This window comes from Burkholderia sp. BCC1993, assembly GCF_905339865.1.
Lineage (GTDB): Bacteria > Pseudomonadota > Gammaproteobacteria > Burkholderiales > Burkholderiaceae > Burkholderia.
In genome coordinates, this window is record NZ_CAJPGZ010000003.1 from 105,107 (window position 1) to 130,786 (window position 25,680).

At 69.1% G+C, this 25,680-nt stretch carries 26 protein-coding genes; 10 read left to right on the plus strand and 16 right to left on the minus strand.

Features of this window, described 5'->3' with window-relative positions; genetic code table 11:
* Positions 1-11 precede the first annotated feature (11 nt).
* Positions 12-1,274 carry a glycosyltransferase family 87 protein gene (locus U4Y91_RS05540; protein ID WP_321803943.1) on the plus strand — a complete coding sequence of 421 codons (1,263 nt, stop codon included), beginning with the start codon at positions 12-14 and terminating at the stop codon, positions 1,272-1,274.
* Here U4Y91_RS05540 and U4Y91_RS05545 read toward each other — a convergent pair.
* From U4Y91_RS05545 to U4Y91_RS05600, 12 genes are all read right to left on the minus strand, one after another.
* A complete protein-coding gene (locus tag U4Y91_RS05545) occupies positions 1,238-2,278 on the minus strand; it encodes a TadG family pilus assembly protein (protein ID WP_321803945.1) in 1,041 nt (346 codons plus the stop codon). The genes U4Y91_RS05540 and U4Y91_RS05545 overlap by 37 nt on opposite strands.
* Positions 2,271-2,699: a TadE family protein gene (locus U4Y91_RS05550; protein WP_321803947.1), complete on the minus strand. Its 429-nt coding sequence runs from the start codon at positions 2,697-2,699 to the stop codon at positions 2,271-2,273. The genes U4Y91_RS05545 and U4Y91_RS05550 overlap by 8 nt, the downstream gene beginning before the upstream one ends.
* On the minus strand, positions 2,696-3,553 hold the full coding sequence (locus U4Y91_RS05555; protein ID WP_321803949.1) for a tetratricopeptide repeat protein: 858 nt from the start codon (positions 3,551-3,553) through the stop codon (positions 2,696-2,698). The genes U4Y91_RS05550 and U4Y91_RS05555 overlap by 4 nt, the downstream gene beginning before the upstream one ends.
* Complete coding sequence (locus U4Y91_RS05560) at positions 3,550-4,494, minus strand: type II secretion system F family protein (RefSeq protein WP_124488402.1); 945 nt, start codon at positions 4,492-4,494, stop codon at positions 3,550-3,552. Before U4Y91_RS05560 ends, U4Y91_RS05555 begins: the two co-directional genes overlap by 4 nt.
* Positions 4,491-5,468: a type II secretion system F family protein gene (locus U4Y91_RS05565; protein ID WP_321803950.1), complete on the minus strand. Its 978-nt coding sequence runs from the start codon at positions 5,466-5,468 to the stop codon at positions 4,491-4,493. The genes U4Y91_RS05560 and U4Y91_RS05565 overlap by 4 nt, the downstream gene beginning before the upstream one ends.
* A complete protein-coding gene (locus U4Y91_RS05570) occupies positions 5,465-6,877 on the minus strand; it encodes a CpaF family protein (protein ID WP_321803952.1) in 1,413 nt (470 codons plus the stop codon). Before U4Y91_RS05570 ends, U4Y91_RS05565 begins: the two co-directional genes overlap by 4 nt.
* Entirely contained in the window at positions 6,874-8,097 is a 1,224-nt protein-coding gene (locus U4Y91_RS05575) for an AAA family ATPase (protein ID WP_321803954.1), read from the minus strand. Before U4Y91_RS05575 ends, U4Y91_RS05570 begins: the two co-directional genes overlap by 4 nt.
* A gap of 22 nt (positions 8,098-8,119) precedes the next feature.
* A complete protein-coding gene (locus U4Y91_RS05580) occupies positions 8,120-8,503 on the minus strand; it encodes a CpaD family pilus assembly lipoprotein (RefSeq protein WP_321803956.1) in 384 nt (127 codons plus the stop codon).
* A 14-nt stretch (positions 8,504-8,517) separates the two neighbouring features.
* The gene (locus U4Y91_RS05585; RefSeq protein ID WP_321803958.1) at positions 8,518-9,897 is read right to left on the minus strand and encodes a type II and III secretion system protein family protein; all 1,380 of its coding nucleotides are present in this window, start codon (positions 9,895-9,897) and stop codon (positions 8,518-8,520) included.
* A gap of 53 nt (positions 9,898-9,950) precedes the next feature.
* Positions 9,951-10,988: a Flp pilus assembly protein CpaB gene (cpaB, locus tag U4Y91_RS05590; RefSeq protein WP_321803959.1), complete on the minus strand. Its 1,038-nt coding sequence runs from the start codon at positions 10,986-10,988 to the stop codon at positions 9,951-9,953.
* A gap of 19 nt (positions 10,989-11,007) precedes the next feature.
* Positions 11,008-11,487: a prepilin peptidase gene (locus U4Y91_RS05595; RefSeq protein WP_321803960.1), complete on the minus strand. Its 480-nt coding sequence runs from the start codon at positions 11,485-11,487 to the stop codon at positions 11,008-11,010.
* A gap of 88 nt (positions 11,488-11,575) precedes the next feature.
* The gene (locus U4Y91_RS05600) at positions 11,576-11,758 is read right to left on the minus strand and encodes a Flp family type IVb pilin (protein ID WP_044843866.1); all 183 of its coding nucleotides are present in this window, start codon (positions 11,756-11,758) and stop codon (positions 11,576-11,578) included.
* 809 nt (positions 11,759-12,567) lie between these two features.
* Here U4Y91_RS05600 and U4Y91_RS05605 point away from each other — a divergent pair.
* From U4Y91_RS05605 to U4Y91_RS05630, 6 genes are all read left to right on the plus strand, one after another.
* On the plus strand, positions 12,568-13,650 hold the full coding sequence (locus U4Y91_RS05605; RefSeq protein ID WP_321803962.1) for an ABC transporter substrate-binding protein: 1,083 nt from the start codon (positions 12,568-12,570) through the stop codon (positions 13,648-13,650).
* A gap of 15 nt (positions 13,651-13,665) precedes the next feature.
* Positions 13,666-14,505, plus strand: a complete 840-nt coding sequence (locus tag U4Y91_RS05610) for an ABC transporter permease (protein ID WP_321803964.1) — start codon at positions 13,666-13,668, stop codon at positions 14,503-14,505.
* 24 nt (positions 14,506-14,529) lie between these two features.
* Positions 14,530-15,354: an ABC transporter permease gene (locus U4Y91_RS05615; protein WP_321803966.1), complete on the plus strand. Its 825-nt coding sequence runs from the start codon at positions 14,530-14,532 to the stop codon at positions 15,352-15,354.
* A 35-nt stretch (positions 15,355-15,389) separates the two neighbouring features.
* Positions 15,390-16,235, plus strand: a complete 846-nt coding sequence (locus U4Y91_RS05620) for an ABC transporter ATP-binding protein (RefSeq protein ID WP_321803968.1) — start codon at positions 15,390-15,392, stop codon at positions 16,233-16,235.
* 162 nt (positions 16,236-16,397) lie between these two features.
* The gene (locus U4Y91_RS05625) at positions 16,398-17,357 is read left to right on the plus strand and encodes a TauD/TfdA family dioxygenase (RefSeq protein ID WP_321803969.1); all 960 of its coding nucleotides are present in this window, start codon (positions 16,398-16,400) and stop codon (positions 17,355-17,357) included.
* Positions 17,358-17,526: 169 nt separating this feature from the next.
* Entirely contained in the window at positions 17,527-18,474 is a 948-nt protein-coding gene (locus U4Y91_RS05630) for a TauD/TfdA dioxygenase family protein (RefSeq protein ID WP_321803970.1), read from the plus strand.
* Between the two features lie 43 nt (positions 18,475-18,517).
* Here U4Y91_RS05630 and U4Y91_RS05635 read toward each other — a convergent pair whose 3' ends face one another.
* Complete coding sequence (locus U4Y91_RS05635) at positions 18,518-20,179, minus strand: ABC transporter substrate-binding protein (RefSeq protein WP_321803972.1); 1,662 nt, start codon at positions 20,177-20,179, stop codon at positions 18,518-18,520.
* Between the two features lie 360 nt (positions 20,180-20,539).
* Between U4Y91_RS05635 and U4Y91_RS05640 the strand changes: the two genes are divergently transcribed.
* Positions 20,540-20,947, plus strand: a complete 408-nt coding sequence (locus U4Y91_RS05640) for a DUF427 domain-containing protein (protein ID WP_321803973.1) — start codon at positions 20,540-20,542, stop codon at positions 20,945-20,947.
* 214 nt (positions 20,948-21,161) lie between these two features.
* Positions 21,162-22,154, plus strand: a complete 993-nt coding sequence (locus tag U4Y91_RS05645) for a sulfonate ABC transporter substrate-binding protein (RefSeq protein WP_124668455.1) — start codon at positions 21,162-21,164, stop codon at positions 22,152-22,154.
* Between the two features lie 20 nt (positions 22,155-22,174).
* Here U4Y91_RS05645 and U4Y91_RS05650 read toward each other — a convergent pair whose 3' ends face one another.
* The gene (locus U4Y91_RS05650; protein ID WP_321803975.1) at positions 22,175-22,759 is read right to left on the minus strand and encodes a putative glycolipid-binding domain-containing protein; all 585 of its coding nucleotides are present in this window, start codon (positions 22,757-22,759) and stop codon (positions 22,175-22,177) included.
* Positions 22,760-22,940: 181 nt separating this feature from the next.
* On the opposite strand from U4Y91_RS05650, the gene U4Y91_RS05655 reads away from it, so the two are divergent.
* Positions 22,941-23,849: a LysR family transcriptional regulator gene (locus tag U4Y91_RS05655; protein ID WP_321803977.1), complete on the plus strand. Its 909-nt coding sequence runs from the start codon at positions 22,941-22,943 to the stop codon at positions 23,847-23,849.
* 164 nt (positions 23,850-24,013) lie between these two features.
* Here the strand turns inward: U4Y91_RS05655 and U4Y91_RS05660 are convergent, their stop codons facing one another.
* Positions 24,014-25,171: an iron-containing alcohol dehydrogenase gene (locus U4Y91_RS05660; RefSeq protein WP_321803978.1), complete on the minus strand. Its 1,158-nt coding sequence runs from the start codon at positions 25,169-25,171 to the stop codon at positions 24,014-24,016.
* The gene (locus U4Y91_RS05665; protein WP_321803980.1) at positions 25,168-25,503 is read right to left on the minus strand and encodes a putative quinol monooxygenase; all 336 of its coding nucleotides are present in this window, start codon (positions 25,501-25,503) and stop codon (positions 25,168-25,170) included. The genes U4Y91_RS05660 and U4Y91_RS05665 overlap by 4 nt, the downstream gene beginning before the upstream one ends.
* Positions 25,504-25,680: the final 177 nt, after the last annotated feature.

The following is a 25,680-nucleotide window of genomic DNA, read 5'->3' on the forward strand; positions in this document are numbered from 1 at the left end:
GAACGCCGCAATTGGATATTCCCCACCAATCGATGCGCTCGGCAGAGCGGCCCGTGCGCGCGTGGCTCACGCCGCGGCGCGTCGTCGTGTACAGCGTGCTGATGCTCGTGCTCGCCGCGCTGTTCATCACGATCTGGACGACCGTCGTTCGTCACGGGTCCGGAAGCATCGGGGCACGCCCCGGTGCCGACTTCTCGGTGTTCTGGTCGGCCTCGTACGTGATGCTGCACGGCTCGCCAGCGCAGGCGTATGACTTCTCCGCCTTCTCGCGGCTGTCGACCGGGCTGTTCACGCACCTTCGCCGCGACGTCTTCGCCCCGTGGCTGTACCCGCCCACCTATCTGCTGCTCGTGACACCGCTGGCGCTACTGCCCTTCGCGCTCGGTTACCCGTTGTTCGTCACGATCGGCGTCGTCGTGCTCGGCCTCGTCGCGTGGCGCGTTTCCCGTCTCGGCACGATTCCGGGCGCATGGCGCGTCGGTCCACTCGCGCTGGCCGCCGCGCCTTGCGTGTTCGTCACCGCGACGCTCGGGCAAAACGCGTTCCTGACCGCGTCGTGCGCGGCGCTGGCCGTCCACTGGGCCGATCGGCGGCCGATCTGGGCGGGCCTCTGCATCGGCCTGCTGTCGGTCAAGCCGCAGATGGCGCTGCTGTTCCCGTTCGTGCTGGTCGCCGTGCGCGCATGGCGCACGATCGCATGGGCTGCGCTCGCCACCGGCACGTTCGTCGCGCTGAGCGTCCTGATTTGCGGCATCGAGTCGTTGCGCCTGTTCGTCGCCAGCACCGGACTCGCGCGATCGATCGTCCTCGAACACGGTGTCGTGTTCTGGCTCGCGTCGCCGACGCCGTTCGCGGCGTTCCGGCTTGCGGGCGTGCCGCTCGGCGCCGCCTATGCCGCGCATGCGTGTATCGCGGCGCTCGCGATCGCCGCCGCGTGCTTCGCATGGACGCAATCGCGCGATAGCCGCGTGCGCGCCGCCGTGCTGACGGTCGCGACGCTCGTGGCGAACCCGTACGTGTGGCACTACGAACTTGCGTGGCTCGCCATCGCAATCGCCTGCATGCTGTCGATCGGCTGGCGCGACGGCTGGCTGCGCGGCGAACAAGCCGCGATCGCGCTGATGTGGGCGCTGCCGGTCGCCGAATACCTGAACCCGTGGCTGCTGCTGCCGCAGATCGGCCCGGCCGTGACGCTCTTCGCGCTGCTCGTGCTGCTGCGCCGCGCGCGGCACGATGCTCACAACGCGAGCCGCGGCGGCACGTACACGCCGTAGTACGGCCCGACGCCCGTCGCGACGCCGGTCATCTTCACGCCGGCGACGAAGTGCCCCTGGATGTACTTGTACGTGCCGCCGAGCGACACGTCGATATGGAACGCCGCGAACGCGACGATCGGCACGTAGGTGCTGCTCGCCGTCTGCGTGACGACCGGCAGCACGACCGTCGTGCCGACCGGCACCGACGTGTAGAGCGTCGCCTTCACGCCGGTCGCGAGATAGATGCTGTCGCCGATATTGAGCGTCGTCGGGTTGCCGGTCACCATCAGGCCGCCCATCGTCGTCGTGTCGCTCGCGGTCGACTGGAACGACGTCCACTGGCCGCCCATGCACAGCGTGCCGTAGGTCTGGCCGTTCGTGATCGAGAATTCGTACGGCAGGTTGGTCAGCGGATTGATCAGCGGCTGGTTGGTCAGCGTGTTCCAGTACTGGTTGTACACGCACTGGTCGATCGCGACCGGAAAGAGCCCGCCCGCCGCCACCCCGCCCGGCGCGGCGAGCACCGCGATCGCGGTCGCGCTGCCGGACGCGCCCGGAATGCCGAGCAGCCCGCCGAGCAGCAGCGGAATCGAGCCGCCGTTCACGCCCGGCGCGCGCGACACGGTCACCTGAACCGCCGGCACGTCGTATTGGCCGGGCGTGATGGTCGTCGCCTGCATCGATGCGGGGTTGCGCGTCACGTTCCAGTACCCGGTCGTCACCGTGCCGGTCGCGAGCGGCGCGCCCGCCGCCGCATTCTGCGCGATCACGCCGTTCGCCGCCGGCGCGGCCTGCGACCAGTTCAGCGCGCCGCCCGTGGGCGACATCATCGCGTCGGCCGCCGCGAGCGCGGCCGCGTCGGCGGCATTCTGCAACTGGTTGCGCACCGTGGCCACCCACGCGATGTCGATCGCCAGCGCGCCGAACGACAGCAGCGGAACCAGGAACAGCAGGAAGAACAGCGCGACGGAGCCGCGCTCGCGCGTGGCGCCGATGCATGGCGCGCCGGCTGCGTCATTCATAGAGCATCACCGAGCTGGCCGAGATCGTCACCGGGCCGGTCAGCGCGCTGAATGCCGACCCCAGCACCAGCCCCGAATACGTGTAGGTCACCGTGACCGTCAGCGCGGTGCCGGCCGTCGTGCCGTTCGCCTGCGTCACGGTGATGGTCGGCGTCGTCGCGGTGCCGCCGGTGATGAGGCTGTTCTGCGTGTAGGTCGACGCGACGTTGGCGACCTGTGCCGTGGTCAGCATCGGCACGCGCAGCATGACACCCGCACGCGCGGCCTCGCGGCTCGCGTTCGTGATGACGGCCTTGTCGCACAACAGCAGGCTCGTGTCGATGATGCCGATCAGCACCATCAGCAGGAACGGCAGCATCAGCACGAACTCGAGGGATACGACGCCGCGCGCGTGGCGGGCGCCCATCGCCCCGCGTGTCATCTTGCCGCCCCCGCGGCGGGCGGCAGCGCGTGCGGCTCGAGCGCAGCCCCCGTCGACGGTCGTGCGGCGGCGGGCGCCGGGCGCGACGCGAGCTGCGCGCGCACTGCCTCGTAGACGCGCAGATTGTCCGCCACCGCCGATGCGGGCAGATCCGCCGACAACAGCTTCTTCGCCGAATCGGTGTTGCCGAGCACGCCATACGCGAACGCGAGGTTCTGGCGCGCCTGCCACGGCGCATCGGGCAGCCCGGCCACGTCGAGCAGCACGTTCACGCCTTCGCGCGGCCGGTTGCTCAGCACGAGCGACAGCCCGAGGTCGACGCGCAAGCCCTGCGCATCCGGATGCGCGCGCAGCGCATCGCGGTATACGGCCTGCGCGTCCTCATGGCGGCCCTGCAGGTCGAGCACCGTGCCGAGCCCTTCCGCCGCGAGCGGCAGGTTCGGCTGCGCGGCCAGCAGCTCGCGGTAGCGCTGGCCGGCTTCATCGAGCCGACGCTGCCGCAACGCGACGCGCGCGAGCCCGACCTGCGGCCCGGGTTCCGCCGGTGCCTGCTGTCGTGCCTGCTCGTAGAGAATCCGCGCGCGCTCCAGATCGCCGGCGCGATAGCTGACGTCGCCGAGCCCCAGGCGCGCCGCGAGCGAATCGGGATGCCGGGCGAGCACCTTCTCGTACAGCGTCGACGCGAGATCGACGTTGCCGCCGGCGAGCGCGCTGTCGGCAATGCGCAGTTCGGCCTGCGGGTCGTCGCTCTTGTGCGACAGCGCCGGCCGCGTCTGGATGCCCGGCGCGCAGCCGCCGGCCAGCACCGGCAACACCGCCGCGAACGCGAGCGCACGGATGGCGAATCGTGTCATTTAAAAACCTCTAGCAGTCGGATCGCCGCCGGGCCCGCCGCGATCAGGCCGACCGTCGGCAGGATGAACAGCATCATCGGCAACGTGATCTTCGGCGCGAGCTTCGCGGCCTGCTCCTCGAGCGCGACGATCTGCTCGGTGCGCTCGCTGCGCGACAGCGTTCGCAGCGCCTGCGTGATCGGCGTACCGAAGCGCTGCGATTGCGTGAGCGTCGTGGCAAGCGAGCGCGCCGACGCGAAGTCGACACGCGTCGCGAAATGCGTGAGCGCTTCGGATACGTTGCCGCTCAGCGTCAACTCGTCCGCGCATACCGTCAGCTCGTCGGCGAGCGGCGGGCAGATGCGCTCGAGTTCGCGCGCGACGCGCCGCACGCCCGATACGAGGCTGTTGCCGGCCATCGTGCAGATCACGAGCAGGTCGAGCGCGTCCGGAAAGCACGCGGCGATGATCCGCCGGCGCCGCCGGATCATCGCACCGAGCACGTATTCCGGCACGATCACGCCGATCACGAACGCGGCGACCATCGCCAGCGCCCGGATCACGACGTATTCGCCGAAGCGCGGAATGTACGGGCTGAACACGATCGCGACGCCCGCGAGCAGCACGCCGCAGCTCAGCTTGATGCCGATCATCGAGGACACCGCACGCCGCTCGCGAAAGCCCGCGCGCGTCAGCTGCAGCCCGAGCTTCACACGCTGCATCGGGTCGAGCACGGGCAACCGCTCGCCGAGTTGCGCGAGCCGCCGCGTCAGGTCCTGACGTACCTCGCCCGGCTGCAGCCGCCCCGCCACCAGCGACAGCGGACGTTGCCCGGCCGCCTGCTGCACGCGCTCCGCGATCCGCCGGCGCGTGCCGCCGCCGGGCGTCGCGAGCGCCGCCGCGACGCACGCGAGCAACAGCAACAGTTCGAGGCCGCGGGCGGCCAGCATCGACATCGTCATCGCGCGGTATCCAGTTTCGAGATCTTGTGAATCGTCAGCAGTCCGATCGTCAGCAGCACCGCGGCGATCGTCAGCATCACGCGTCCGGCATGCGTGTCGAACAGCAGCATCACGTACGCGCGGTTCACGAGGAACAGCGCGCCGATCATCACGAACGGCACCGCCGAAATGATCTTCGTCGTGATCCGCCCCTCGGCGGTCAACGCGCGCGTTTTCAGGCGGATGTCGCGGCGCGTGCGGATGATGCTCGACAACTCGTCGAGCGTCTCGCCGAGGCTGCCGCCGGTCTCGCGCTGCAGCAGCAGGTAGACGGTGAAGAACGAGAAATCCGCGATCATCAGCCGGTCTGCCGCGTGCGTCAGCACGTCCTTCAGATCCGCGCCGACGCGCAGGCTGTCGCCCATCGTGCGGAAGGTCGAGCGCACCGGCTCCGCCGCGCTGTCGCCCACCGTGCTGATCGCCTGCGTGACCGGAATGCCCGCGCGCACCGCCCGCACGATCAGGTCGATCGCGTCCGGGAACGCTTCGAGAAAACGCAGCCGGAACCGCTCGACCAGCGCGCGATAGCTGGCGCGCATCGCCACCAGCGGCAGCCCGACGTAGATCAGCGGATGGAGCGCGTGCGGCAACGCGACGAGCTCCACCACCACGATCGCGGCAATCGCGCCGGCGATCGTACCGGCGACGACGATCCGCATCCCGCGTTCGCCGCCAACCGCCCGCACGCGCGTCACGTAGCGCTGCAGCCACGCACGCGCGCGGCTTTGCCGCCGCGGCAGGTTGAACAGCGCGACGCCGGGCGCAGCGGCCGCACCGGCTTCCCGGCCCGCCAGCGACGGCGCAAGGTGCCGCATCCGCTCGCGAATGCGCTGCTCCGGCGTGTGGCGCGCACGGTCCAGCCACGCGGACAACGCGAGGCCTGCTGCGAGGATCACGACGAATGCGCCGAGCGCGAGCAGGTCCGCGGTCCTCATTGCCGGAAGACCTCGGAGAGCGCGTCCTCGACGCCGTAGTACGCGGCGCGCGGCGCGAACGCCGGCCGCAGCGACGACGCCTCGAACACGCCTTTCACCACATCCCGCGTCGTGTCGCCTTCCTGGCGGAACGCGAACAGGTCCTGCGTGATCACCACCTCGCCTTCCATTCCGACGATCTCGGTGATCCGGGTCACGCGGCGCACGCCGTCGCGCATCCGCTCGACCTGCACGAACAGGTGCACGGCGCTCGCGATCTGGCGCCGGATCGACAGCAGCTGCAGGTTCGCGTTCGCCATCATCACCATGCTTTCGAGCCGGCTGACCGCGTCGCGCGGCGAGTTCGCATGGATCGTCGTCATCGAGCCGTCGTGACCGGTATTCATCGCCTGCAGCACGTCGAATGCCTCCGCGCCGCGGATTTCGCCGAGGATGATGCGGTCGGGCCGCATCCGCAGCGCATTGCGCACGAGGTCGCGCTGCGAGATCCCGCCGAGCCCTTCCGTATTCTCCGGTCGCGTCTCGAGACTGACCACGTGCGGCTGCAGCAGTTGCAGCTCGGCCGCATCCTCGATCGTCACGATCCGCTCGTGCTCCTCGATGTGTTGCGACAGTGCGTTGAGCAGCGTCGTCTTGCCCGACCCGGTACCGCCCGAGATCACGATGTTCAGCCGGCACGCGCACGCGATCTTCAGCACCTGCAGCATCCCGTGCGAAATATTTCCCTGATGTGCCATCCGCGCGAGCGTGATGTCGCGCTTCGCGAACTTGCGGATCGAGATCGACGCGCCGCGCATCGCGATCGGCGGCAGGACCACGTTCACGCGGCTGCCGTCGGCAAGACGCGCGTCGACCATCGGGCTGCTCTCGTCGACGCGGCGCCCGACCGCCGCCGCGATCCGCTGCGCGACGCTCGTCACGTGCGCGTTGTCGCGAAACTTCAGCGGCGTGAGTTCGAGCCGGCCCGCGCGCTCGACGTACACCTGGTCGGGGCCGTTCACGAGAATGTCGGAGACGGTGTCGTCGGCGAGCAGCGGCTCGATCGGTCCGACGCCGAACATGTCGTTCAGGATCGCGTCGACGATCAGCACCTGCTCGCCCGCCGTGATCTTCAGGCGCTCGCGATCGACCGTGTGCGCGGCCACCTGCTCGATGCCCGCGCGCACTTCGTCGCGCGTCTTCATCAGCGCCGCCGACATATTCATCGACGAGAACACCGCGGTGCGAATCGCGTCGAACTTGCCGGAACGAATCAGCGCCTCGTGGGTATCGGCCACTGCAAGCCCGCGCGCGGATGCGGGCGCCTGGCTCGCTGTCGGGACCGGTGCCGTCGCGTCGTCGCGCGGCGCGGCAGGAGAAGCCGCCGGCTCGGGCGCAGGCGTCGGCCGTTTGCGGGTACCGAACGTCACGATCCTTTCCTCCATTTCACGAAGCGCGCGTACCACGGCTGCCCGACGGCCATCGATTCGCCGGTGATGCCGTTCGCGAGCAGCCGGATCTCGTCCAGGAAGCCGCGGCGTTTCGTGCCTTCGATCGGCTCGCCGAGGTTCTCGGCGACCGCAAGCGTCTGCGGCTCGTGCGGCAGCTCGCGCAGCCGCACGCCGCCGAATGCGTCCTCGAAGTCGGCCTGCGCGACGCGCCCCTTGACCGGCTCGAGCGGGTTGTTCAGCATCATCGACAGCAGCCGCTCGCCGGGCAGCTCCCTCACGAAGCGCGCAAGCCGGGCGGCTTCGTACGCGGCGTGCACCGAGCGATCGGCGACGATATAGACGAGATCGGACACCGTCAGCGCATCCTCGAACAGTTTGCCGGCGCGGTTGCCCACGTCGAACAGCACGTAATGGAAGCGGTCCTTCAGCATCTCGACGAGCAGCGCGATCGCATCGTCGCGCAGCGGCGCGTCGTCGCCATACGCCAGTTCGGCCGAGAGCACGTGCAGGCGGTCGCCCTTCGTGACGAACATGCGGTCGAACAACGCATCGTCGGGACGCTGTTCCATGTTCAGCAGTTCGATCAGCCCGTTGTTGCTCGACAGCCCGAGCCGCGAGTTCGCGCCGCCGCCATGCAGGTTCAGGTCGACGTATGCCACGCGGCGGCGCTTCTCGCCCGCCAGGCAGCGCGCGAGACTCACCGCAACCGTCGTCGTGCCGACGCCGCCGCGCGCGCCGACGAAACTGACGATCTTGCCGGTGCGCACCTGCACGACCGATTCCGTCGCGGTCAACGCGCGCCGCATCAACTCGACGGTCAGCGGCTTCACGATGTAGTCCTGCACACCGATGCCGAGCAGGTTGCGGAACAGCCCGACGTCGTTCTGCGTGCCGATCGCGACCACCCTCACGGACGGATCGCATACGTCGGCGAGCCGCATCAGGTCGGACACCGGCAGCACCGAATCCGACACGTCGACGATCAGCTGGCGCGGCGAGCGCTCGTGCTGCTGCAGCAGCCGGATCGCGTCGTCGCAGTTGCCCGGCTGCACGTGGGCGCGCGTGATCGACAAGTCCTGGGCGACGCGGCGGATCACGTCTTCGCTGCCGGCATCGGACACGACCGCGATGAGATCCGCCGCACCGGCTGCGGCGGCGCGCTTGGCATTCTGGCGATCGAGGACGTTCATGGGCGGCATCGCGATGGGCATCGGGAGCGGGTCAGTGGCCGGGCGAGCCGCTCGTCGTCAGCGTCTTGTCCGGAGCCGGCTGCTTCACGCGATCCTCGACGTAGCGGCGCACCGCGTCGGCGGCGACCTGCGCATCGGCGCCGCCGTACGGCACGGGCGCGACCAGATCTTCCGGCCGCGCGAGCATCGTCGCGAGATTCGTGTAGGTCGCGCAGCCGAACGGCACGCCGGGCCGCCCGAACCCCGCATCGACGAGATGCGACGGCTGCATCAGCTTCGCGCAGTCGGGCGGCACCGCGTGCACGCCGTCGAAGCCGATCGCGCGCGCATCGGGCAGGTTGAGCGGCGGCGGCGCCGAGAAGCAGCCCGCAAGCACCAGCAGCGGCAAGGCGGCGACGATGGTTCGAACTCGCATGCGCGCTCCTCCGGTCAGTACACGAAGCCCGCGGCGCCGACGAGGCGCGGCGTATCGCCCGTCAGCAGGTCGAGCCCGAGATTGCGCTGGATCGCGAACTCGAGATCGCTGCTCGGCCGCGCGACGGTGTCGAGCGCCTGCTCGAGCTGGCCGGGGCCGGTCGGCTGCACGATGTACGGCGTCACGATCACGACGACCTCGGTCTTGTTGTCCTGGAAGTTCTTCGACGAAAACAGCCGACCGATGATCGGCAGCCGGCCGAGCCCCGGCACCTGCGACACGGTATCCGCCGTCTGGCTCTGCAGCAGCCCGCCGATCGCGAAGCTCTGCCCGCTCGACAGCTCGACCGTCGTCTCGACGCGCCGCACCGAGAGTCCCGGCACCCTGACGCTGCCGGTCGTCACGCTGTTGTTCGAATCGACCTCGCTCACCTCCGGGCGCACCTTCAGGCTGATCCGGTTGTCGGCGAGCACGGTCGGCGTGAAGTCGAGCGACACGCCGAACGGCTTGAACTCGACCGTGATCGCGCCGGTGTTGCCGGCCTGCGCGACCGGAATCGGAATTTCGCCGCCCGCGAGAAAGCTCGCGGTCTGGCCGGACATCGCGGTGAGGTTCGGCTCCGCGAGCATCGTGATCAGGCCTTCCTGATCGAGCGCGTCGAGCACGACGTCGATCGACCAGCGCCCCGCGCGGAAGCCGCCGAGCACCGAATACGCACCGGTCGGCGACAGGTTGAACACCTTGGTCGTCGGATCGAACAGCGTGCGGCCGCTGAGCAAGCCGCCGAAGAAGTTGCCGGCCGAGCCGAGCGAGCTCCAGTTGATGCCGAGCTGCTGCGTGACGTTGCGGCTCACCTCGGTCACGCGCACGCGCAGGTTCACCTGGATCGGGCGCGACAGCGTGAGCCGGTTGACGATCTTTTCCTTGTCGTTGACGTAAGGCGCGAGCGACTGCATCACGGCGTCCGCGTCGGCCGCGCTCGGCACCTTGCCCGACACCATCAGCGAGCCCGGCGCGCCGGACACCGACAGCTTCAATTGCGGAAAGCGGCTGTCGAGCACCGCCTGCAGCGACGCGGTGTCGACCTGCACGATCACCGTACGGCGCAGGATCGGCCGATGGTTCGCGCCGAGCGCGATCAGCGTGGTGGTGCCGGCCTTCTTGCCGAACACGAACACGGTGCGCGGCGACGGCACCTGGATGTCCGCGATGCTCGGGTCCGCGACGAACATCGCGGTCGCGGGTTCGGCCAGCGACAGCATCTCGCCCTTGCCGGTCGCGATCGACAACGCCGCGCCGGCGTCCGTCGCGCTCGCGCGCTGCGCGAGTGCGACGCCCGGCGCGACGATGCAGGCCAGGCACCAGAAAGCGATCCAACGAACCATGCGCACCATGCGTGTTCCCGTCAAATGCCGGCCGCCGGGCGGCCGGCCCGAATCGTCACTGCTCACTGCGGCGCCGCGATCCGTGGCGCCTGCGCCGTCGCATCCGCGGCGACATTGCCGCCCGGGGGCGCCGCGGGCGCCGCCGGCGCAACCAGCGTGCCCAGCCAGCCGGACGGCAGCGGCGGCAAGCCCGGCGTGCCGGTGCCGGTGCCGCTGCCGCGCGACCCGTCGTCGACCGACGAGCCGCGATAGATCACGACCGTATTGCCCTGCGACGCCGGCCGCGTGCCGGCATCCGTTCTCGCGGACGGCGCCAGCTGCGCGCGGCGCGCCGCGCGCGACACGTCGCCGGCCCACACCGGCGGCGTATCGGGCTCCGCTTCGTCGCCGCCCGCCGCCTGCCGGCGATCGCTCGTCGCGAAGCTGCGCAGCGACAGCGACAGCGAGCCGAGGCGCGTCGCGACCAGCACGACCTGCGCGGTGCGCGGCGCGACCTCGAGCGTGACCGTGCGCGCGCGGGCCGGCACGTCCGGCGCACTCGCAGGCGTCTTCACCCGCTGGAATTCCGAGCCGACCGCGAGCACGCGCGCGCGCCGCACGACCGTCTCCGCTTCGAACGTGCCGGGCGTCGTCGCGGAACCGCCGATCTCCTGCGTGAGCACCACGTCGACGAAGTCGCCCGGCTGGATCAGCCCCGCGTTGCCCGACACGTCGTCGACCGGCACTGAGATCGCGCGCATGCCGGGCTGCAGCGCGGCCGCGAGAAAATCCGGCGCGGCGCCCGGAATCACGTTGTCCGCACGGATCGGCGCGCCGGCGTCGACACGGTTGCGCAGCAGCGCGCCTTTCAGGTCCGCGCCCGGTTGCGACTCGACGAACGCACCGGCCGGCACCTGCGTGCGCGGCATGCGTTTCCATGCGAGATCGTTGTCGCGCAGCAGCAGCCCTTCGGGCAGGTCCGCCGCCGCGACGCGCACGCGCACCTCGGCCGCTTCGCCGGGCACCGGCGGCGTCGACGCGGCGACATACAGCTGGCGCAGGATGAACGCGCCGATCGCGGCAGCGATGATCAGCACGGTCATTCTCAGGGGTTTGGGCATGGCGGCGTGCGTCCCCGGTCTAGGTAAGCGAAACCGCGTGAGGAAACGGCGCCCAGACGGCCAGCGCCCCGCCGAGCGCGAGCGCGATCCCGTACGGCACGCCGCGCGTCGCGATCGTACGCGCCGGCGCGGCGCGACGCTGCCATGCGACGGCCGCGAGCGCGGCGAGGCCGCACGCGGCGCCGCTCGCACCGACGATCGTCAACACCGGGAACGCGAGCGCCGGGCCGGCCCACAGGAATACCGCCGCCGCGAGCTTCACGTCGCCGCCGCCGATCCAGCCCGCGTGACGCAGGCCGGCGAACAGCAGCAGCATCGCCGCGGCGGTCGCCGCGTGACCGGCGAGTTGCGCGAGCCCTTCGCGCGCGAGTGCCGCCGCGACGAAATACAGCATCGCGAACGCCAGCACCGCGCGATTGGACAGGCGCCGCGTGCGCACATCCTGCGTCGCGAGCGACACCAGCACGAGTGTCGCCGCCGACTGTACGAGAAAGAGCATCGGAGAGCCGTCCGTCGGCGCGCCCCGGCTGGATACGTCGTACCGCTGCGGATCCGTGTGTTCGTCGGCGGCGCGCGGGTTCAGGAGATCAGATCAACGCCGTGACCTTGTTGATCAGCGCGGTGAACACGGCCGGCAAGCCGCCGGACGTGCTGCTGAGGATCACCCCGACCGCCGCCAGTGCGACCACGACGATGCCGGCCAGAACCGCGTATTCGAGCGAGCTGACGCCGCGTTCATCGCGCAGCAAGGTCTTGACGTATTGCAGCATGACAACCTCCGTGTGACGGGGTCGGTGATCGACCGTTGAGTGAAAAGAAGCGGCGCTGCTTCGGTGGCACGCACGGCGTTTTCGCCCATTCATGACTCATGCGGCAGCCCTGTCGTCGGGCCATGCGCATCCCCCGGAATCCATTCGATCGCTGCAACGCGCGATGGTCGGCAACGGAATCCGCCGCTCCATGCGCGCTTGTTGCATAACTGCATTGGCACAATGCAATTCACACTGATTCGTCTAGGGTATAGACAATTTTTTCGGCGATTTCAAATTATTTAGCGTCAGAGTGCATTTATGGGCGGCGCCCTTCAGCGATGAAATACGCGCATGCCATTTACCGCCTTTTCAGCATGATGCAACAAGCGCGGCGCGGCGTGCAGTAAGAATGTTAATAACGGGAGGCATCGTTGCTGCCGTCGTTGCAATTCGATGATTTTTATTCAGTTTTCCGATATGCCGCGTGATTTACCTCTTCGAACTTGAAACGAACTCGCGCGTGCGTTTCCCGGCATCTTTTTCGTGCGCGCCGGCATGATCCGGAAAATTCTGCGCACCCGATCGCATGGCCCGATCCGGATTGGCGCCGCTGTCACCGACGCTCGATTCGTCGCCGCACGGCGTGCGGAATCCGCACGCCGCGCTCGTGCGTCTCGCCATTTCCAATCGGCGCCACGCGTGATTTGCCAACCCGAAACGCGGCGATAAGCATAGTTCAAATCGTTGCTTGTCCCGCGCCGGAGGCGTCCTCCAGAATGGTTCGACACCCTCCGGCCCGATTTCGACTCCTCACCATCCGACGCACCATGATCGACCGATTCCCGTCTCCACTGCGCCTGCTGCGATCGCTGCTGATCGCGTCCCTCGTTGCGTTGCCCGCTGCCGCCGCGCACGCCGACAAGCCCGCCACGATCCGCATCGGCGTCGCCCAGCAGGGCACCGGCGATCCGCCCACCTTCGGCGGGTCGAGCGCGGCCACCGCGCAGTTGCAGCAACTCGTCGAAAAGGAATTCGCGGCCGACGGCATCAAGGTGCAGTGGCTGTTCTTCAAGGGCGCGGGCCCGGCCGTCAACGAGGCGATCGCCAACAAGGCGCTCGACTTCGCCTACCAGGGCGACCTGCCGGCCGTGCTCGCGCGCTCGAACGGCATCAGGACGCGCCTGCTGCTCGCCGCGAGCGTGCGCTCGGGCGTGAAGATCGCGGTGCCGCCCGACTCCGGCATCCGCTCGATCACCGACCTGAAGGACCGCCGCGTGTCGATCTTCCGCGGCACGAACCTGCAGCTCGTCGCCGACAACGCGCTTGCGAAGAACGGCCTCGGCGAACGCGATCTGCGCGTGATCAACCTCGACTCCGCGAGTTCGCTCGCCGCGCTCGCGTCGAAGGGCATCGACGCGTCGGTGGGCGACTATCAGCTGTACAAGCTGCGCGACGCGGGCCTCGCGAAGATCATCTACGAATCGCAGAACGACGGCCCGCAGTTCACGCGGCAGACCCACCTGCTCGTGCTCGACGACTTCGAGCGCGCGCATCCGGACCTCGTGCAACGCGTCGTCAACGCGCTGGTCAAGGGTGCGCAATGGTCGTCCGACGAAGCGAACCGCGATGCGCTGTTCAGGCTGTGGGAAAAAAGCGGCGTGCCGTATGCGTCGTGGCAGGCAGACTACGCGAACCAGCGCCTGAAGGATCGCCTGTCGCCGCTGATCGATCCGTTCCTCGTCGCGCGCTACAAGGCCGTCGCCCAAGACGCGCTGAAGCTGAAACTGATCCGCCAGCCGGTCGACGTCGACGGCTGGTTCGAACCGAAGTACCTCGACAACGCGTTGCGCGCGCAGCACCTCGAGCACTACTGGCCGCGCTACGACGCGGCCGGCAAGCCCCTCTCCTGACCCGGACCCGCCCCGATGAGCGACACCGCGATCCCGATTCCGTCGTCCGACCCGCACGCGCGCGCCGCGCCGTCCCGCGCGGCGGCCGCGAAGCGCGTGGCGTGGCTGCTCGCGCCGTGGGCGCTGCCCGTGCTGCTGTTCGTGTTGTGGACCGTCGGCAGCGCGCGCGGCTGGATCGCACCGCAGATCCTGCCGCCGCCCGCACAGGTCGCCGACTCGCTCGCCGAGCTCGCGGCCAGCGGCGATCTCGTGCGCCACACGCTGATCAGCCTGCAGCGCGTGCTGGTCGGCTTCGCGGCCGGCACGCTGCTCGGTTTCGCGACCGGCGCGGCGCTCGGCCTGTCGCGCACGCTCGAAGCCTACGTGCTGCCCGGCTTCAACGCGCTCGTGCAGATTCCCGTGCTCGGCTGGCTGCCGTTCCTGCTGCTGCTCGTCGGCGTCGGCGAGCCGCTGAAGTACCTGCTGATCGCGCATGCGGCGCTCGTCCCCGTGACGATGAGCACGCTGCAGGGGTTCCGCCAGGCGCCGCCCGCGCTCGACGAAGCCGCGCGCGTGTTCGGCTATACGCGCCGCCAGCGCATCGTCCACGTCGTGCTGCCGGCCGCGATCCCGACGCTCGCGACCGGCGTGCGGCTCGCGTTCACGAAATCGTGGCTCGCGCTCGTCGTCGTCGAACTCGTCGCGTCGTCGGAAGGGCTTGGCTACCTGATCGTGTACGGGCGCCAGCTGTTCCAGCTCGATCTCGTGATGGCGGCGGTGATCGTGGTCGGCGCGGTCGGCCTCGCGATCAACCGGCTGCTCGACGCGCTCGAAGCACGGCTGCGCCGCGGCGTGCCGTCCGCATTCCGCGGCTGAACCCGATTCAAGGATTCTCCTCCCATGCCGCTTGACGCCACGTCCACATCGGACGCCCCATCGCCCGCCGTCAGGATCGCCCGTCGCTTTCCCGTGCCCGACTGGCGCGGTTTCGTCCTGCCGCTCGCCACGCTCGCGCTCTGGTGGGCCGTCTCGTCCGCGCACCTCGTCAAAAGCGGGCTGCTGGTCGGCCCGGCCGACGTGCTGCACACCGCGTGGACCCAGACGACCAGCGGCGCGCTCGCGCGTGCGTTGTCGGCATCGCTCGCGCGCGAAGCGTGCGGCTTCACGATCGGCGCGACCGGCGGCCTGCTGCTCGGCACCGCGCTCGGACTGTCGCGCGTCGCCGCGCGCATGGTCGGCCCGAGCTTGGACACGTTCAAGCAGATCTCGCTGTTCGCGTGGATTCCGCTGATTTCCGTCTGGTTCGGCCTCGGCGACGTCGCCAAGGTCGTGTTCCTGTCGCTCGCCGCGCTGCTGCCGGTCGCCGCGCATACGTGCGACGGCATTCATGCGGTGCCGCGCACGTACGTCGACGTGGCCCGCGCGCTGCGTTATTCGCGGCTTCAGCTCGTGCGCTACGTGATCCTGCCCGCCGCGCTGCCGTCGATCTTCACCGGGCTGTATCTCGGCCTCATCTACTCGTGGCTCGCGACGCTCGGCGCCGAGTACCTGCTCGTCGCGGGCGCCGGGATCGGCAACACGCTGATCGACGGCAGCGAGCAGTTCCGGATGGATCTCGTGCTGTTCGGGATCATCGTCGTCGGCGTGACCGGCTGGGCGTTGAACGCGGTCGCGCGTACGATCGAGCGCAAGGTGCTGGCCCGGCGCGGCGAGCTGCGCCGCTGATCGCCCTCTTCCTTCCCGTTGCTTCCCTTTCCGCCATGACGACCCACGCTTCCGATTCGCTCGATATCCTCCACGTGAGCAAACGCTATGCGCAACGCGGCGCGTCGCTCGCCGTGCTCGACGACGTGTCGCTGCACGTGCGTGCCGGCGAGTTCGTCACGATCGTCGGTGCGAGCGGCTGCGGCAAGTCGACGCTGCTGCGCCTGATCGCCGGGCTCGATACCGACTACGCGGGCGAAATCCGCGCCGGCGACGAACCGGTGCGCGACACGTCGCTGCAGCGCGGGATCGTGTTCCAGGATCACCGGCTGTTCCCGTGGCTGACGGTGGCGCAGAACGTCGAGGCCGCGCTGCGCAATGCGCCGCTCGACGCACCGGCCAGGCGGCGCGCGGTAGCCGAGCACATCGCGCTCGTCGGGCTGAACGGCTTCGAGCATGCGTACCCGAACCAGCTGTCGGGCGGCATGGCGCAACGTGTCGCGATCGCACGCGGCCTCGTGAATCGCCCGCGCGTGCTGCTGCTCGACGAACCGTTCGGCGCACTCGATGCACAAACGCGCGCGCGGATGCAGAACGAACTGCTGCGCATCTGGGAACAGGAACGCATCACGATGGTGCTGGTCACGCACGACGTCGACGAAGCCGTGTATCTCGGCGATCGCGTCGTCACGATGGCGCCGCGCCCGGGGCGCATCGAGCGCATCCTCGACGTCGCGTTGCCGCGCCCGCGCCGGCGCGACTCGCCGGAATTCGCGCGGCTGCGCGATACCGTGCTGGCCGACTTCGACGATCGCGAACCGCCGGGTGACGGCGGCAGCGGCGCAAAACGCATCGAGGCGGCCGCTGCGCACCGGATCGGCGCCTGGCGGCTCGCGTGGTGATGCGGTCGCGCGGCCGGCCCGATGCCGCACACGAATCGTTCAGCATGACGACACATATCGATCATCACGGCGCGCGCTAAGGTTGTGACGATTCATCGGTTCCAGTTCCGCGCGGTCCCTGCTTGAATGGAGACTCGACCGACCCGACCCAGGAGACTCCCGATGTCCGAAGTCCAGCACGCCGCACACCCGTCATCGCATGCTTCGCACGCCGCCGCCGCGCCGCGCACGGCCGCCGTCCCGCTTCAGCTTCGCCAGGTCGCCGGCCGGATCGGCGCCGAAATCGCCGGTGTCCGGCTGTCGGGCACGCTCGACGACGCGACGTTCGACGCGATCCAGGCCGCGCTGCTGCGCCACAAGGTGCTGTTCTTCCGCAACCAGGGCCATCTCGACGACACCGCGCAGGAAGCCTTCGCGCGCCGCTTCGGCGAGACGGTCGCCCACCCGACCGTGCCCTCCGTCGACGGCAGCGCGCACTTGCTCGAACTCGATTCCGCGCACGGCGCGCGCGCCAATTCGTGGCACACCGACGTGACGTTCGTCGACGCGTACCCGAAGGTGTCGATCCTGCGCGCGGTCGTGATTCCGCCGTTCGGCGGCGACACCGTGTGGGCCAACACGGCGGCCGCATACACGCATCTTCCCGAGCCGCTGCGCGCGCTCGCCGACACGCTGTGGGCGGTGCACACGAACGCGTACGACTACGCGTCGACGCACGTGCATGCCGACGACACGCAACTGAAGCGCTACCGCGAAGTGTTCACGTCGACCGTCTACGAAACCGAACATCCGGTCGTGCGCGTGCATCCGGAGACCGGCGAGCGCACGCTCGTGCTCGGACACTTCGTGCAGAAGATCAAGGGGCTGTCGTCGCAGGATTCCGCACATCTGCTGCAGGTGCTGCACGAACACGTGACGCGCCTCGAGAACACCGTGCGCTGGAACTGGCAGCAAGGCGACGTCGCGATCTGGGACAACCGCGCGACGCAGCACTACGCGATCAACGACTACGGCGATGCGCACCGCGTCGTGCGTCGCGCGACCGTTCACGGCGACGTGCCGGTCGGTATCGACGGCCGCCGCAGCGTCGTGCTGAAGGGGCCGGGCGCGACGCTGCAATGACGTTCGCCGCACGGTGGCGGCTTCGGTCGCCACCGTGCCGGCGCCACCCTGCATTCCCGCCTCCCCGACCGGAGGATCCGACCATGACCTTCCCGCCACCGGGCCGACGCTTGCACGCGCAACGATGTCGCCGTCCGTTCGCCCCGTTCACTTCCGCCAGGAGCGTCGCATGAGCGCCCTACCCGTACCCGCCGCCGAGCCGGTCGACGTGATCCCGCTGTCCGCCCACATCGGCGCGGAGATCCGCGGCATCGACCTCACCCAGCCGTTGACCACGCCGCAGATCGCCGCGATTCGCGCCGCACTGCTGAAATGGCGCGTGATCTTCTTCCGCGAGCAGTTCCTCACGCACGAGCAGCATGTCGCGTTCTCCGCGCAGTTCGGCGAGCCGACCGTCGGCCACCCGGTGTTCGGCCACGTCGACGGTCATCCGGCCGTCTATTCGATCGCGAAGCATCGCAAGGCGACGCGTTTCGAGGGCGAGCCGGTGCGCCGGCCGTGGACGGGCTGGCATACCGACGTGACGGCCGCCGTCAATCCGCCGTGGGCGTCGATCCTGCGCGGCGTGACGATTCCGCCGTACGGCGGCGACACGCACTGGACCAACCTCGTGCGTGCGTACGAGACACTGTCGGCGCCACTGCGCGGCTTCGTCGACGGCTTGCGCGGCATCCATCGCTTCACGCCGCCGCCCGGTGTGCGCGCGACCGGCGCATTCGACGAAGCCGTCGAGCGCCGCCCGCTCGTGACCGAGCATCCGCTGGTGCGCGTGCATCCGGAGACCGGCGAACGCGCGCTGTACGTAAGCCCGAGTTTCCTGAAGTCGATCGTCGGGCTGACGCCGCGCGAGAGCCAGGCCCTGCTCGAACTGCTGTGGGAACACGTGACACGGCCGGAATTCACGATCCGCTTCAAGTGGGAGCCGCGCAGCATCGCGTTCTGGGACAACCGCGCGACCGCGCATCTCGCACCCGTCGACATCTTCGATCTCGACTTCGATCGCCAGCTCTACCGCACGACGCTCATCGGCGACGTGCCGGTCGGCCCCGACGGCCGGGCGTCCGTCGCGCTCGAAGGCTCGCCGGTCGAGGCAGCGGCCGCGGTCGCGCTGAACTGACCGCCGAGTCGACAGCCGGCGCACCCGCGCCGGCTTCCCTGCCTCAATCCAGCCATACGCCGTCGAACCGGTGGCCGCCGAGCGGCGAGAACGTCAGCCCGTGCACGCGCTTCGAGATCGGCAGCGACACGATCGACGTCGCGATCGGCGTGAACGGCACCTGATCCTTGAACACGACCTGTGCCTGCTCGTAGAGCGACGTGCGTTTCGCGACGTCCGCGTTCGTGCGCGCCGCGCTGACGAGCCGCTCGAAATCCGCGTTGCACCACTTCGCGAGATTGCTGCCGTGCACCGCCTCGCAGCCGAGCAGCGTGCCGAGCCAGTTGTCGGGGTCGCCGTTGTCGCCCGACCAGCCGTACAGGATCGCGTCGTGCTGCCCGTCGCGTTTCGCGCGGCGATTGTATTCGCCCCACTCGTAGCTGACGATCTTCGCGCGCACGCCGATCTTCGCCCAATCCTGCTGGATCAGTTGCGCCATCAGCTGCGCGTTCGGGTTGTACGGGCGCTGCACCGGCATCGCCCACAGCGTCAGGTCGAAGCCGTTCGGGAATCCGGCCTGCGCGAGCAGCGCCTTCGCGGCGGCCGGATCGCGCGGCGCGTCCTTCAGGCGCGGGTTGTACGACCATTGCGCGGGCGGCATCGGGTTCGTCGCGATCGTCGCGTCGCCGTTGAACACGGTCTTGATGATCGCCGTCTTGTCGATCGCGATGTCGAGCGCGCGCCGCACGTCGACGCGATCGAGCGGCGCATGCTGCGTGTTGTACGCGACGAAGCCGACGTTGAAGCCCGTACCCGAAAACAGCGTCAGCTTCGGATCGCGCCGCACCGTCTCGAGATCGGCCGGCCGCGGGAACACCGACACCTGGCACTCGCCGGCCGTGAGCTTCTGCAGGCGCGCGGCCGGATCGGGCGTGATCGCGAACACGAGATGCGCGAGCTTCACGTCGTCCGGCTTCCAGTAGTCGGGATTCGCGTCGTAGCGGATCACGGCGTCCTTCTGGTACGCGCGCAGCTGGAACGGCCCCGTGCCGACCGGGAACTGGTTGATGTCCGCTTCGCGATGGCGTGCCGTCAACTGCGACGCATATTCGGCCGACAGGATCGACGCGAACGCCATCGCGAGATTGCGCACGAACACGACGTCGGGCTGCTTCAGCACGAAGCGCACCGTATCGTCGTCGAGCTTTTCGATGCGCTCGATGTTGCGGTCGAACCCGAGGTCGCTGAAGTACGGGAAACTGACCGGGTAGGCCTTGCGGAACGGATCGTCGGGATCGAGCATGCGGCGGAACGTGAACACGACGTCGTCCGCCTGGAACGGACGCGTCGGCTTGAACCACGCGGTCGTCTGGAACTTCACGCCGCGCCGCAGGTGAAACGTGTAGACGCGCTGGTCGGACGACACGTCCCAGCTCGTCGCGAGCGACGGCACGAGATCGAGCGTGCCGCGCTTGAACTGCACGAGCCCGTTGTAGACCGTGTACGTGCTCGCGTCGAAATCGGTGCTGGTCGTGTGCTGGCCCGGATCGAAGCCGGCCGGGCTGCCTTCGGTGCAGTACACGAGCGTCTTGCCGGCCGGCGCCGCGAACGCGTGCGTGACCGTGCCGGCGAGCAGCAGCGACGCGGCCACGCCGCGCAGCACTACGCCGGCAACGGAGGAGCGCCGCGCACGATGCGCGGCCGATGAAACGAATGGAATCTTCATGGTGGCGGTCAGGGAAGGACTGTCATGCGAATGACGACCGCCGATCTTCGCGCGCCGCCCGCCGATCGCTTACCAATTAATTCCGCGTTGCTTATCGCCGCGGATGCATCCCGCTGCCGCCGCATGGAAATGTCCGCGCGAGCACCGGGGCGATGCCTGCGAATGCCGCTGCAGCGGCCCGCCGCGCGTCGTGCATCGACGCCGTTCGCGGCCCATCCTTCCGGCCCCCTGCAGGTTCTCCGGAATGGGCGCATCGTATCGGTTGGTCAACGCCGGCACCGGTGCGCGGGGATTCGCCCGGCGCACGCGTTCCGGCGCGGCGTGCCTACCGGCGCGCTGCCCCTTCCTGGAGGACCCACGATGTCGCTCACCCCCGCTACGCCCTCTCGTCCCGTGAAGTCGCCGGGCCCCGATCATCCGATCACGATCGAACCGCACCCGTCGCGCGTCGTGGTCAAGGTGGCCGGCAAGATCGTCGCCGATACGCGCCGTGCGCTGGCGCTGCGCGAAGCCAGCTATCCGGCCGTGCTGTACGTTCCGCGCGAGGATGCCGACATGGCGCTGCTGCAACGCACCGACCATGCGACGTACTGCCCGTACAAGGGCGATTGCGCGTACTACTCGATTCCCGCCGGCGGCGAACGCTCGACCAACGCGGTGTGGACGTACGAGCATCCGAACCCGGCGGTCGAATCGATCCGCGCGCACCTCGCGTTCTATCCGGATCGTGTCGACGCGATCGAGGAAAGCCCGCTCGGCACCGATTGAGCGCGGCGGCGCGCCGCCGCCCCGGCGTTCACGTATCGTCCGGCCGCTGATTTGCATATGCGGATTCGTTGGTTGGCCGCCGACCCGCGCGGCCGTATCGTCGTGCATCCGGCGCGGGCCGGCCGGCTGCGCGCATCGCCCGCATCCGGCTGCGTCCCGCGCCGATCGCGCCGCCAGGCCGCGCGACCCGTGAACCCGCCAGCAGGACGCCTCGATGAACGACCTACCGCACGCAGATCTTGAAACGACCCCGGCAAACCCGCGCCGCCGCCAGTGGCTGCATGGCGCGGCCGCCGGACTGGCCGGGCTCGCGCTCGGCCCGCTCGCGGGCATGCCTGCACTGGCCCAGGGCAGCGACAAGCGGCTGCGCATCGGTTTCCAGAAATACGGCAACTTCGTCATACTCAAGGCGCGCGGCACGCTCGAGAAGCGGCTCGCGAGCCAGGGCGTGGCCGTCCAGTGGCTCGAATTCCCGGCCGGCCCGCAATTGCTCGAGGGGCTGAACGCCGGCGCGATCGACGTCGGCACGGTCGGCGAAACGCCGCCGATCTTCGCGCAGGCCGCGGGCGTCGATTTCGTCTATATCGGCAACGAACCGCCCGCGCCGCACGGCGAGGCGATCGTCGTGCTGCCCGATTCGCCGATCCGCACCGTCGCGCAGCTGCGCGGCAAGAAGGTCGCGTTCAACAAGGGTTCGAACGTCCACTACCTGCTCGTGAAGGCACTGGAGCATGCGGGCCTCACGTATGCCGACATCCAGCCGATCTACCTGACGCCCGCCGACGCGCGCGCCGCGTTCGTGCAGCGCAACGTCGACGCGTGGGTGATCTGGGATCCGTACCTGGCTGCGGCCGAACGGCAGCTCGGCGCACGCGTGGTCGCGGACGGCGACGGGCTCGTGCGCAACACGCAGTACTACCTCGCCGCGCGCAAGTATGCGGCCGCGCAACCGCAGGTGCTGCGCACGCTGCTCGAGGAAGTCGACGCGGTCGATCGCTGGGGGCGCGACCATGTTCCGGAAGTCGCCGCGCAACTGTCGCCGCTCGTCGGCCTCGACGCGCCGACCCTCGAAGTCGCGCTCAAGCGCGCCGGCTACGGTGTGCAGCCCGTCACCGATGCGACGCTGGCGTACCAGCAGGGCATCGCCGACGCGTTCAGCACGCTGAAGCTGATTCCCGGCAAGGTGACGGTCGCCAACGCGCGCTGACGCACCGCTGCTGCGACGCGTTACGGCGAACGCGTCGCGCCGATCCGCCGCCATTCGTCGTAATCGGTGACGAGGCCCGCATCGTCGACCGCGATATCGGCTGCATACGCGCCGCTCTCGTAGCGGTACACGTGCTCCGCCGTGCGCGCATAGCGCTGCTCGCCGCGCACGATCTCGAACGACGGGAAACGCAGCCACGCGGTATGAATGACGGCCGATGCGCCGACCGCCAGCCCGAGACGCCGGATCGGCAGCGTATTGGTCGACGGACTGAAGCCGAGATCGATGTCGGTCGCGCCCGCGAGGGCCGGCGCGGCGACGCCGTCGATCGTCCAGCGCCCCGCGTCGCATTCGATGGCGAGTTGCCGGGGCGGCGCTGCGCCGAGCCAGTACGTCACGCGCACCGAGCGCGTCAGCCAGTCGGTGCCGCACACGATCACATAGTCGACGCGAAACGGCGTGCCGTCGAGCGCGCCCGCCACGGCCCCCGACAGGTCGATCCCCGCGCGCGTCTCGGCGAGCCGGCACCATTCGCCCGCCTGCCAGGTCTGCGCGATCTGCCATGCGACGCAGCGCGTGTGCGCCGCTTCGTCCCGTTGCGTCATGTCGTCTCCCGTCGATCGCATGAGCCGGATTTTCGCTCACGGCGTCGATGATCTCATGGGCCTTCGGCGCGTGCCTCCGTACCGATACCGAGTATCGGTTCGTCGCGCACCTTCGGTACCGATCCTGCTTTGGTACCATCACCGTTCGGCATCACCCGAACCGGACGAGGGGCGAGAGTTCATGGATTTGCTGGCGACGATGCGCATCTACGTGAGGGTCGTCGAGCGCGGCACGATGTCAGGCGCGGCACGGGATCTGGACATGGGCCAACCGGCCGTCAGCGAGCGCATCGAAAAGCTCGAAAAACGTCTCGGCACACGTCTGCTGATGCGCAGTGCGCGTACGCTCACGTGCACCGACGAAGGCCGCATTTTCTACGAACACAGCAAGGCGCTGCTCGAAGCGGCCGAAGCGTCGATCGCATCGGTATCGAAAACGGAAAACACGCTCAGCGGCACGATCCGGCTCGCCGCGCCGCAATGCTTCGGCGAAGTCGTGATTCCGCAGTCGCTGATGCATATCCGCACCGCGTATCCGCAACTGCACATCGACCTGGTGCTGAACGACAACGTCGTCGATCCGGTCACGGAAGGCGTCGACATCTCGATCCGCCTCGGCCAACTCGACGACGGCGGATTCGTCGCGCATCCGCTCGGCCAGGTCGACCGCGTGCTCGTGGCCGCGCCCGCCTATCTCGACCGCTACGGCCCGATCGAAACGAAGGCCGATCTGGCAAACCACCCGTTCATCCGCGTCAAGGGCATCTTCGCGAACGAGCAGTTACCGCTGCAAAGCGAAGACAAGGCGCTCGAATACGCGCGAATCCAGACGGTGATGACGACGAGCCACTGGCGCCCGATGTTCGACACGATCCTGGCCGGCGGCGGCATCGGCGTCGTGCAGGCGCCGGCCTGCACCCATGCGCTCGCGCACGGCAAGCTCGTCCAGATCCTGCCGCAATACACGATCCCCGCATTCGCGCTCAACGCGCTGGTCCAGGCGCAACGGCCGCTGCCGCCGCGCGTGCGGGTCGTCGTCGATCTGCTGAAGAAGGAGATTCCGGCGCTTTTGAACAGAAGCAAACCCTGAGCGCGCACACCCGCCCGAGCGGTACCGTCTGCTTTCCGGATAACCGAAGCCTCGCCTCGAAACCCGTCCGTCGATTCGATCCGATTCGATTCCATGCGGCCACGCGTTTGGCGGCGCCGTCGCGTCGTTGCCCGTGCAGCCGCCACGCAGTCACGCGCGCCGCGTCACCACGCCTGCCGATAGATCGCCAGCGCGTCGGCTTCCGTCACCTCGCGCGGATTGTTCACGAGCAGGCGCGTCTGCAGCATCGCGTCCGACGCCATCCGCGGCAGGTCGCCCTCGCCAATGCCGACCTCGCGCAGCGTGCGCGGAATGCCCGTCGCGACGATCAGGCGATCGATCTCGTCGATCAGCGCCTGCGTCCTCGCTTCGTCGCTCCCCGCGGCCGACGGCGCGACGATCGTCGCGAGTTCCGCATACAGCGGCGCGGCAGCCGGCGCATTGAAGCGCAGCACATGCGGCAGCACGAGCGCGTTCGACAGCCCGTGCGGCACGTGGAACATGCCGCCGACCGGATAGGCCAGCGCATGCACGGCCGCGACCGGCGCGTTCGCGAACGCCTGGCCGGCGAACATCGCGCCGACCAGCATCGCTTCGCGCGCGCGGCGATCGTTGCCGTCGTCGCAGGCCTTCAGCAGGTTGCGCGACAGCAGCGTCAATGCCTGCACGGCCAGCATGTCGGACACCGGATTCTTCAGCCGCGACGACGTATAGGCTTCGATCGCGTGCACCATCGCGTCGATGCCCGTCGCGGCGGTTGCCGCGCGCGGCAGCCCGAGCGTCAGCTCGGCGTCGAGGATCGCGGCGTCCGCGAACAGCTGCGGCGACACGACGCCCATCTTGCGCGCCTCGCCGACCGTGACGATCGACACGGCCGTCACTTCGGAGCCGGTGCCGGCCGTGGTCGGCATCTGCACGAGCGGCAGCCGCGACGTGGCAACCTTGTCGACGCCGTACATGTCGGCCAGCGCCTGCCGCCCCGGCGCGAGCACCGCGATCAGCTTCGCGACGTCCATCGACGAACCGCCGCCGAGGCCGAGCACGATCTCGGCATCGGCCGCCACCGCCCGCGCGGTCGCCTCGAGCACGACGTGCTCGGGCGGATCGGCAATCACGTCGTCGATCACGGTCACCTGCCAGCCGTGCGCGGCGAGGCTCTCCAGCGCGGGCGCGAGCACGCCGCTGCGATGCAGGAACGCGTCGGTGACGACGCACAGCCGCGCGAGCGCCGGAAAGCGTTCGCGCAACAGCGCGCCGAGCCGGCGCGCGGCGCCGAATTCGACGATCTGCGTCGGCACGGTACGGAATTGAAACGGGTTCATCGGGTGCCTCCCGGTGGCGTCGCCGTGCCGGTGTCCGGCTGCACCATGTAGCGCGTCACGTCGCGGCGATCGAGCAACGGAATGATCGCGCCGACAGCGATCCGCTGGAAATGCGGCGTTTCCCGATGCACGTCGAGGCCGTCGGCATCCCGGTAACGCTCGAGGATCACGATGTGGTCGGGATCGACCGGCGACCGGAAGTACGCATAGTCGAGATTCTTCGGCTCGGCACGCGTGGCCGGCGCGAGTTCCGCGAGCAATTCGATCACGCGGTCGCCGTTGCCGGGTTTCGCGAAGAAATGGGCGATGACCTGCAGGTAAGGTTCGTTCATGCTGCGCTCCGTATTCGCCAGCGCCCCGTCATGACGGGGCGTCATTCGACCATGCGCGGTCGCTCGCCGAAGGTGGCAGTCGGCGGCCCGACACGGCGCCGACGCCTCGTCGTCGCATTGTATTGAATCGGTGCTGCTTTCGCAGCGCACGCGTCATGCATGCGACGGCACGCTTCG